Source organism: Micromonospora phytophila (assembly GCF_023656545.1).
In the GTDB taxonomy this organism is placed as follows: Bacteria; Actinomycetota; Actinomycetes; order Mycobacteriales; family Micromonosporaceae; genus Micromonospora; species Micromonospora phytophila.
The window spans coordinates 1-9863 of sequence record NZ_JAMOKF010000213.1 but is presented as its reverse complement, the minus strand read 5'-3'; the positions used below and the strand labels follow the sequence as shown (position 1 = coordinate 9863).

The 9863-nt window shown below is 74.0% G+C and carries 7 protein-coding genes; 1 reads left to right on the top strand and 6 read right to left on the bottom strand.

Annotated features, from left to right (window positions below; genetic code table 11):
* Positions 1 to 1962, bottom strand: a 1962-nt coding sequence (locus tag NCC78_RS21800) for an FtsK/SpoIIIE domain-containing protein (RefSeq protein WP_250796669.1), incomplete at its 3' end; no start/stop codon positions are given.
* A 195-nt stretch (positions 1963 to 2157) separates the two neighbouring features.
* Between NCC78_RS21800 and NCC78_RS21795 the strand changes: the two genes are divergently transcribed.
* Complete coding sequence (locus NCC78_RS21795) at positions 2158 to 2715, top strand: hypothetical protein (RefSeq protein ID WP_250796670.1); 558 nt, start codon at positions 2158 to 2160, stop codon at positions 2713 to 2715.
* A 4-nt stretch (positions 2716 to 2719) separates the two neighbouring features.
* On the opposite strand, the gene NCC78_RS21790 is transcribed toward NCC78_RS21795, so the two are convergent.
* The 5 genes from NCC78_RS21790 to NCC78_RS21770 all read right to left on the bottom strand — a co-directional run.
* On the bottom strand, positions 2720 to 3322 hold the full coding sequence (locus NCC78_RS21790) for a hypothetical protein (RefSeq protein WP_250796668.1): 603 nt from the start codon (positions 3320 to 3322) through the stop codon (positions 2720 to 2722).
* Positions 3323 to 3335: 13 nt separating this feature from the next.
* A complete protein-coding gene (locus NCC78_RS21785; protein ID WP_250796666.1) occupies positions 3336 to 4505 on the bottom strand; it encodes a M23 family metallopeptidase in 1170 nt (389 codons plus the stop codon).
* The gene (locus NCC78_RS21780; RefSeq protein WP_250796665.1) at positions 4502 to 5059 is read right to left on the bottom strand and encodes a hypothetical protein; all 558 of its coding nucleotides are present in this window, start codon (positions 5057 to 5059) and stop codon (positions 4502 to 4504) included. Before NCC78_RS21780 ends, NCC78_RS21785 begins: the two co-directional genes overlap by 4 nt.
* On the bottom strand, positions 5056 to 7002 hold the full coding sequence (locus tag NCC78_RS21775; RefSeq protein WP_250796664.1) for an MFS transporter: 1947 nt from the start codon (positions 7000 to 7002) through the stop codon (positions 5056 to 5058). The genes NCC78_RS21780 and NCC78_RS21775 overlap by 4 nt, the downstream gene beginning before the upstream one ends.
* A 1-nt stretch (position 7003) precedes the next feature.
* The coding region (locus NCC78_RS21770; RefSeq protein ID WP_250796663.1) for an ATP-binding protein at positions 7004 to 9863 on the bottom strand (2860 nt) is incomplete at its 5' end.

Below are 9863 nucleotides of genomic sequence, written 5' to 3'. Positions count from 1 at the left end.
CGTCGACCGGTGCACGTCCACGGCCCGGCCCAGCAGGGCGGCGGGCCCGGGGGCCTGCCCGGCGAGCGCCGCCCGGTGCCGGGGATCGTTGCGCAGCAGCGGACGCGCGTACCCGGCGAAGACCACCGGCGGGGTGGCACCCTCCGGCCGGGCCGACCAGAGCCGGTGCCGCAGCTCCTCCACCGTGTCGGCGTGCTCCTGCGGGTCCGGGAAGCGGACCATCCGCTCGTGCCCCCGGGTGGCGCCCCGAGGGCCGCCCAGCCCACCCGCCGTGTTCACGATCGCGCTGCCCACCGGCAGCCCCGCCGCCGAGTCGTTGGTCGGTTCGAGCACCGCGCCCCCGCCGGGCAGCGCCACCCGCACCGGGAACTGCCCGAGCACCGAGTCCCGGTCGGTACGCGACCCCAACCCCAGGTCGCCCTCGCCCGCCAGGACCAGGTGCACCCCGTACGCGCGTCCACCACGGGCCAGCGCGTCCAGGCGGCTGGCGGCCTCGGCGGCCAGCCGGTCCCGCTCGGCGAATAGCAGCGGGAGATTGTCGAGCACGCTGACGATCCGGGGCATGACCTGGTGCTGCCGCAGCTCGGCGAAGCGCTGCCCGCCGGCCCGCCGACCCGCCTCCTCGCGCCGGCGCACCTCCGCCGCCAACTCGTCGAACAGGTCCAGCACGTACTCCCGGTCGGCCGCCATCGCCGCGCCACGGACCTGCGGGATCCACGACCGGTCCCGCTCGGTCTGGAGGAACTCCACGAAGGACTCGCCCGGCCCGAGATCCACCAGGTGCAGGGCCAGCTCGTCGGGGCCGTACCGGGCGGCCAGGCCCAGCAGCGCGGTGGTCAGGAAGGTGGACCGGCCCGCGCCGGACCGGCCGCTGACCAGCCAGTGCGGGGTCAGCTCGGTGAAGCCGAGCGGCACCGGCCGCCCGCCGGCGTCGCCGACCGTGGTGGAGAGCCCGTCGACCGAACCCGCCGTCCACAGCTCCTCGTCGGATGACGGCAGCAGGTCGGTCAGGGCCAGCCGGGAACCCGCCTCCACCTGCGCGGCCAGCCGACGACAGACCGCGTCGACGAGCTCCGCGGGCGGGTCCGCCTCGACGAAGACCGGCGAGTTCAGCCCGCCCGGTGGATCCGCGCCCGGGCCCGCGAACGAGCCGCCCGGCGGATCACCGAGCAGCGCGTACGCGGTGCGGATCGCGAGCGCGGTGGCCTGGGGCAGCGGCGCACGCCCGGCGTACGGGCCCGCCGGGGGCCAGCCGGCGACGACGAGGTGCAGCCCGGCGGCGCGGCCCTGCTCGGCGAGGGCCTCGACCCGCGCCAGGTCGGTCGGACCGGTCAGCTCGGGCAGCGCGGCGATCACCAGCAGCAGCGTCCGGTCGTGGCGTCGCCGCCCGGACGACCCGGGCGCCACCCACTGCTCCGCCTCGGTGAGCACGGCCCGCAGGCCCGCGACGTCCACCGCCGGGGGCGGCAGCAGGCCCGCGTCCGCGAGCGCCGTGAACGGCGCCAGCGTGTCACCCGCCGCGTCCACCGCGCGGACCAGCAGCGCCCCGGCCGGAGCCGCCGCCAGCAACCGCAGCAGTACGGCCCGGAGCAACCCCGCCACCCGGGGATCCCGGGCGTCGGCGTCCACGGTGAGGTGACCCGTGCCGAGCAGCGGCACCAGCGCGGGGAAACGGGCGTCGTCCAGGGGCGCTGCGGTGCCCACCCGGACGAAGGGGGGCGGACCCTCGCCGGCCGGCGTGGTCACGGCCAGCGTCTCCAGCGCGGCACCCGCCCAGCCGGGGGCCAGCGCCGCCGCCGCGGCACGCAGCCGGTCGGCCAGCGCGTACTGGCGGTGCTGGTCGGCGGGGACGGGACGGGTGTCGTCGAGGATGCCGGCGGCGGCGATCGCGGTGGCGGCGGCCCGCCGGTGCAGAGCGGCGGCGCGGTTCGTCCGTGCCTTCGGACCGGCCACCGCGTCCACCCCCTCTGCCCGAGGTTGGCAACCCCTCCCCGCGCAGAGACGGTAACCCAGGCGGAGCGGCTCGTCCGGGATGTGCGGCGGCGGTGCGCCGGTGTTGTCGTGGATCTCACCGGTGGGGAGGGGTCCGTCACGATCCGCTGCATCTGGGGCATTGGGTCTCCAGCGCCCAGCCGTTAGCCTCAGGGGGTGGAATCAGTGCAGCCCCCCGCCGGTTCCCAGGTCTCCCGCGTACCGGCGCAACGGCCCCCCTCCGACCACCTGGCGCCGCCTCCGGCGGCGCCGGCGCCGGAGCGGCCACGGCGGCGGCTGCGCACCGTGCTCACGGTGGTGGCGAGCGTGCTCGCGGCGCTCTGCCTGGGCGGGGTGGCCGCGGGCTACGTCCTCTACGACCGGGCGGCCACGCCCGACCGCAGCGCCCCCGACGTGGTGGTGGACAACTACCTGCGTGCCTTCCTCGTGGACCGCAACGACACCCGCGCCGACCTCTTCACCTGCGAGGGCGGCGGCGGACTCGGTCAGCTCCGAGCACTACGGGACGACCTCGTCGCCCGGGAGAAGCGGTTCGGAACCAACCTGGCAGTCAGTTGGGGCAGCCTGCGCGTGCAGGACCAAGGCGACAGCGCAGAGGTTCAGGTGGATCTGATCATTTCCGCCTACGTCGACGGGATCTCACAAAGCGATCGACAGCCGTGGCGTTTCACCACCCGTCTGGACGACGATTGGCGGGTTTGCGAAGGAGTCAGGGCAGCCTGAGCTCTCACTCGATCCACAGGAGATGGACCGGGACCTCCAGAGTGGTGGGTGACTGACCGCGCCAGGCCCAGCGGTACCACTCCACCTCCGGGGTGACCCGGACGCAGATGTCCCCCTCGGCGCCCGAATAGGTCTCGGTGACCGCCCGCAGGTCCCGGTGCTCGACCGACTCGACGACGTGCACGACCCGGCGGCCGGTGACGGCGCCCGCCTCGAAGACCGGGGTCGGCGGGGGGTGCGCGGGGGAGTCCAGGGAGACGAGCCGGACACCGGCTCCGCCGCCGGCCGACGTGTCCGCGCGTCGGGCGGCCACCGTCTCCACCCAGACCCGCTCCACGGGGACCAGCGGCGCGAAGACCTCCACCTGGTCGGACTCCGCCCGGTACCACTCGTGCTCGGGGATGACCGGGACGTAGGTCCGGCTGCCCTGCACCACCCGCTCGTCGGCGCGCAGGTCACCCCGCCAGCCCAGCCCCGGCAGGCCGACCAGCACCCGCCGCCCACGCAGTTCCACCCGTCCGGTGGCGGGCACGATCTCGATCGGCCGGGGCGGTTGCGGCGCCCAGTCCGGCTGGTCTGCGAACGGGTCGGGCAGCGGTTCGTTCATGACGGCGGGCGTCTCACCCCGCGCCGTTGAGCGGCGCGCCGCGCGAACGCATGAACGGCACCGGGTCGATCGCGCCCCGGCTGCTCCGGTCACCGTCCTCGTGCACCTCGAAGTGCAGGTGTGGCCCGGAGGAGTTGCCGCTGCTGCCCACCTCACCGATGACCTGGCCGGCCTCCACCACCTGGCCGACCGTGACCCGGGGCTTGCTCACCAGGTGGCAGTAGCGGGTGATTACCTGGCCGGAGTGCAGCACGTCGACGAACCAACCGCACCCGCCCTTGTCCGGCCAACCGTCCACATTGCACGACAACCGGCCGCTGTTGTCCGGGTCGCAGCGGGAGACCAGCACCCGCCCCGTCGCGGCGACGCGGATCAGGGTGCCCTTCGGTGCGGCGATGTCCACACCGTTGTGACCGGGGCGCTCCGCCGTGCGGAAGCCCGAGCCGACGCCACCCGGCACCGGCGCGGTCCAACCGGAGGCGGCTATCTCCCCGCTGGCGGCGCGGTCGCACGCCTGCTTCCCGCCGACCAGCACCGTCCGGGCCGCCCCGCCGGCCAGGGCGTTGACGATCTGGGCGGCGACGTCCTCGTGCTTGGCGTACGCGTCCGGGAAGGCGCTGATCTGCACGGCCTGGGCCGCCCTCGTCAGCGGCATCCGCTCCCAGCCGGGCACGTCGACCAGCTTCTCGTAGAACTTCCGGGCGGCGTACTCGGGAGTCATCCGTTGGCTGACGCTGCCCCAACCGGCCCGCTGCTGGAACAGGCCGACGGAGTCGTGGTCGGCCCCCACCCCCTCGTTGGGGAGCCTCCCGGACTCCGCGACAGTCCGGTTCGCGAGGTTGCGCAGCCGGGACTCCTGCATGGCGGTCGCTACGGCGATCACCCACCCGCGCGGTGGCACCTTCATCTCCTGCCCGACCTTGATGATCCGTGCGGCGTTGCGGAGTTGGATCTCGCCGTACTGGGCCATCCGGGGTATGTCGCCTCTGATGTCGACCCGGAAGTCCTCCGTGCAGTCCAGGCTTGTCGCCGTCATCCGGTCGCCGGAGTCACCGCCCAGTTCGGTGAGGAAGAAGGCGCCCGCGCCGCCGGTGCAGCAGAGCAGGGCGAGAGTCGCGGTCAGGGCGGCGGCCAGGGCGCCCAGTCGGAGCGGTCGGCGTGGGGGCCGGCTGTCGTCGCTCATTCCTGCTCCCAGTCCACCGCGTCCACCAGCCACCGCCCCTCGGGCGCCACCAGTTCCAGCCGGAGCCGTCCCGTGTCCAGCGGAACCAGCACCTCGACGAGGGTCTCGGTCCGTGGCCGGAGGGTGGCCTCGTCGCTGACCTGTCCGGCCGGGACCCCCGCCGGGTCCGCACCGGCCAGCTTCTCGGTCAGGGCCCGGGTCGAGAGCGGGCGCATGCCCTCGTGCCACTGCTCCGCGGTCAGGCCCGGCCTGCCCAGCCAGGCGGTGACGAAGCGGGCCGCCGTCTGTTCCGGTGTGAGGTCGCCGGGGCGGGTGACCGGGGACGGCGGCGCCGCGGTGGAGAACGCTCCGTCGTCGCCGGCGGTCGGGGCGACCGTGGTGATCGGCTGGCTCGGCCGGTTGCTGAGCCCGATCGTCGGATCGCCGGGCCCGGAGACCAGCCGGGCCGCGCCGATGACGCCGAACACCACGACGGCGAGGGCGAGCGCGATGCCCAGCCGGGACCGGAGGACCCGGGTGACCAGGAATTCGACCGCCCGGCGCACCGCACTCACCGAGCCTCTGAGCGGATCCGCGGAGCGGGCCGGTCGGGCTCGCGCTCCGCCGAGCCGGGACGGTAGATGACGAAGGACGGGTTCTCGTCCGGCACGTCCGGCTCCGTCCAGGCGGCCGGCTGCCGACGGCGGGGCCGCGGTGCGACGGGTCGGGACTTGCCGCGTTCCTCGGCCGGACCCGCCACCCCGTCGACGCGCTCCTGCCCGTCCGGGCGTCGCCGCTCCTCACCGCCCCTGGCGGCGGAGTGCGCCGGGTCCTCCAACCGGGCCTCGGGTCGCAGGCTGGTCCGCTCCGCCACGACGGCGCGTCGCCGGCCCATCGCGGGTTCGGCCGTGCCGCCCGGTTCGGCCACGTCGAGCCGGGCCGCGGTGCGCATGTCCCGGAAGAAGCGGCGGTGCCACGAGCCGGCCGAGCTGACCGCTTCGCTGCTGTCCTTGCCGCCGAGCTGGGTGATCCGACGGTAGGGGCGCAGGAGCAGCCAGCCGACCACCCCGCAGAGCCAGACCAGCACCACCTGGAGCCAGCCGGGCAGCGTCGGCGTACTCATGATGAGGTCGACCGCGAAGAGGTAGATGGCGGCGCCGGTGCCGAAGATGGCGATGTTGAAGACGGCCGCGACCACCGCGTTGGCCAACCGGCGCAGGCCGGCACTGGCCGGGCGCAGCAGCCCCACCGTGCCGAGGATCGGCGCGGCGATGACCGCCCAGCGGAAGATCAGGAAGCCCAGCAGCACGAGCAGCGACGCGGTCAGGTCGAACATCGCGAAGAGCGCCGCGGCGAGCACCGCGATGAAGCCGGCCCCGACCCGGTCCATGTCCCGAACGCCCTGGAGGTACTCGTACGCCTCCGGGTCCTCCGCCTCGATCTGCTGCGCCACCCGCGCCCACTGCTGCTGCTTCGCCGTGATGGTGGCCTCGCGGGTGGCAGGGTTCGACCGGAGCTTCTGCGCCTCCTCCCAGGAGAGCGACTTCGCGTCGTAGAGCGCCGGTCCGTACTTCTTGGCGGTCTCGCTGTCCGCGGAGCCGAGCACCCCGCGCAGCCAGTTGCGGTAGAGCATGGCCTCGGTGGCCGTGTCACTGGCCCGGACGGCGGGTGGCCGCTTGTCGATGCACGCATCCGGATTCGGTACGGCGCACTTGTCCGCAGGGATGTCCTTCGAAGTCGGTCCCACGGCGTCGTGCACGACGCCGAGCGTGGTGACGAGGGTGCCGTCGGCGATGTTGGCCGACTTGACCGGCCACGCGGCCAGTGCGGTGACCGCCACCATCACCAGCAGTGCCCAGCCGGCCGTGGTCATCGCGTTGCTCATGTCGGACTGACGCGAGCGCCAGAGCAGGTAGAGGCCGACGACGCAGAGGGTGACGATGCCGAAGACGCTGAACACCTTCTGGTAGACGGCCTTCGTCGCCTGGTCCACCAGCGGATCGGCCCAACCCCACATGGAGCGCGGGTCCCAGGCGCGCTCGCGGAGCGCGTTCGAGGCGCCGACGATCGCCGTGGCGATCATGAATTCACCGTTGGCGACGGTGTTGGTGAACTTGTAGTCCGGATGCAGCACCGCGGTCGCGCAGCCGCTGTCGACGTCGTACGTCGAGTAGCTGTACCCGGCGTATCCGTAGTCGCTGTAGAAGCCCTTCGGGCCGGGCTGCTTGGCGGATTCCGGGCGCGACGCGAACCAGCCGGCCAGCCCGGAGTCCGGGGCGCCCGGGGTGGGCGCGTTCCGGCACTTGACGTCGTCCTCCGCGACTTCCTTGAGCTTGGCGACGCAGGCGCGGAAGTCGGCCTGCCACTCCGGGGTGGTGCAGAGGTCGCCCGGTGCCCGAGCCGTCACCGGCGCCGCGGCGGCCGGTGTCGCGCCGAACGCGGGCCAGCCGACGGTGGCCCCGGCGAGTACGCCGAGCGCGAGCAGGAACGCCGCCATCCGGGCCCGGGCACTCGCCATGTCACGCCTCCAGATCCGGCAGGACGGTCGGCAGCACCCCGGCCGCCGCCGCGATCGCGGCGGGTGTGGTGTCGAGGTGTTGCAGCAGTCCGTCGACGTACGAGACGTCGACCCGGACCTTCTGCACCCGCCCGTCGACGTCCCGCATCACGAACTCGCGGAAGCCGAGCCGGGTGGCCGAGGTCGCATCGGCGGTGGAGAGGGAGGCCAGGGTGGCCTCGTAGCCGTCGTTGACCGGGACCCGCAGCAGGCGCAGCGCCTCGGAGGCGATCTCCGCGTCCTCGGCGATCCGGCCGACGAAGACGGTGGAGACGAGGTTCTGCACGTCGAGGCCGAGGATGTCCTTCGGGTTCTGCGAGGCGACCAGCGCGGCGAGGTTCCACTTGCGGGAGTCGCGGGCGAGTCGGACCAGGAAGGACCGGCCGGAGCGCCACCCCTCCATGAAGTGTGCCTCGTCCAGGCCGACGAGCTTGCGCGACGACATCGACCCGCCGTAGCAGCGGCGTACGGCCAGCCGGTGCGCGGTGTGCAGCATCGGCAGGGCGAGCGCCTCCTCGGCCGACCAGTACTCGCGCTCGATCTTCAGATCGGGCAGCCGCAGGCCGGCCATGGTGATGACGGTGAGTGCGGCGTCGGCGCCGAGCAGCCCCTCCGGCGGCCGGCCGAAGAAGAGCATGGCCAGCGGCATCTCGGCGGTGTCGAGCAGCAGGTTGGCCAGTTCCCGGCCGGCGTCGTCGTCGAGCTGGCTGAGGCAGGCGACCACGTCGTCAAGGGTGGAGGTCTCTTCCGCCGGCACCTGGCGTACGGCGTGCCGGAAGAGGGTGGCGGTGGACGCCTCGCGGGCCACCTGGGGCGGCACCAGCATCATGCAGATGTCCTGCACGAGCATGCGGCGCTCGGCCCGGGCGTTGGAGACCGCGATCTCGAACTCCCGGTCGCCGGCCGCCCCGCCACCGAACTCGCTGCGCAGCGGCGTCGGGATGAGTGAGTACGGTGCCAGCGTGCCGTGCTCGGAGCCGGTCAGGTTGAGCACCCGGGCGTACGGCCGAAGCTCCGGCATGGCGCAGAGCCGGGCCAGCGGGCCGGACGGGTCGAGCAGCGTCACCTGGACACCGCGCCGGGCGGCCAGGTAGCCGAGCGCGCCGAGCAGGGTCGACTTGCCGCCGCCCGGCTCGGCCACGAAGACCGCGAGCCCGGAGCGTTCGCGTACCTCCATGGGGAAGTGCAGGTCGAGGAAGACGGGGCGCCGGCAGGTGCCGGCCGTCCGTCCGATCAGGTCACCGCGTCGGTCGCCGACCGTGGAGGCGGCCTGCGGGAGCGCGGCGGCGAGCAGGGGGACGGGCATCCGTCGGACGTAGCCGGTGTTGGCGATCGGCTCGCCGGGGATGAACTCCCGGGCCAGCCAGTCCTGGTTCTTCGGGTGCTGCAGCGAGATGCGCAGCTCCCGGCTGTAGAGCTGGACCAGCCGGCGGGCCCGTTCCAGGCACTCCTCACGGGTGCGCCCGCCGACCGCGATCCGGTGCCAGCCGTGCGCGCGGGCGGAGTCGACCGGCAGGCCGGTGGTCATCTCGTCGCCGATCACCAGGGCCCGCTTGGCCAGCCGCTCCAGCTCGGGCGGGGCGTCGATGCCGTGCTCGGCGTAGTCGAGCTGCTGAGAGCGGATCATCCGCAGCCGGTGCTCGAGGTTGCGGAAGGAGTCGCCGGAGCCGAGGATGTCGACCCGGGTGGAGAGCTCCATCGGCCACGGCAGCCGCTCGTGGAAGTGCAGCCAGGGCTCGTGCCGCTCGGGGATCTCCAGCGGCTCCATCCGGCCGACCGCCAGCACGGCGACGTGCCGTTCCTCGCCGGTCATCCGGTTGACCAGCTTGACCGTGGAGCCGTACGGCGTGCGGTAGCGCTCCACCTGCTCGGTGAGGGCGAGCAGGTCCCCGCGTTCCCACCGCCCGTCGGTGACCGGGGAGAGCGTGCCGGGCGGCGCCATGCATAGCGCCACCGAGCGGTAGAGGAGCCATTCCAGTTCCTGTGCGGTGACCCGCCGACCCCGCATGCCGAACGCGCCGAGCACCTCGTCGAACTGCTCGACCGTGCGACCCAGCCTGCGGCGTTCGCCTTCGGCGACTCCTCGGCCGAAGGTCCGCAGCAGCCGCTCGGTGAGGGAGTCGCCGAGGGACCGCCGCGCGAAGGTGACGCCGAGGTAGGTCTGCCCCTCCGCGTGGTTGACCGAGAGCAGGTGCCGCTGCGCGGCCACCAGGTGGTCGGCCCAGCCGGTGGTGCCGGGGACGTCGGGCAGCGGGGAGGTGGTGTGCGCGTCGATGGTGCGGGCCCACTCGTCGGCCGGGAACGGGCGGGTGGTGCGCCGCAGGTGCAGCCGGAACCCGGCCAGGCCGGCGTACTGCTCGGAGATGGCGGAGAGCAGCGCCTCCCGCTCGGCGTCCGGCCGGAACGCCCAGCGCACCTCCGGTAACCAGTACCAGGCGGTGACGGTGTTGGGGGTGAAGGTCAGGTGCCCGGCGATCTCGGTGATGGCCAGTTCGACCGCCGGGTCCCGGTCACCGAACTTGATCTTCGGCGCCTTGACCCGGACCGGTTTGGTGGGCTGGTCGCGTCGACCGGCGGAGCGCTGCCGGGGTGGCGCCACCTCCCGCCCGGTGGACCGCTCGGGAAGTTGCTGCGCGGACCGCCGGGCCGGGCGGTCGACCGCCGCCGGCTCGGGCGGGGCCTCGGCGGGCCGGGTCGCGATCGGCTCGTCCTGCGCCGGGGGGCGGAGTGCCGGAAGCCGGTCACCGGGCTGGTGCGGCACCCGGGACCGGGGGGCGGAGGAGTCGACCGGCGGCCCGGCGACCGGCCCGCTCGCCCGGCCG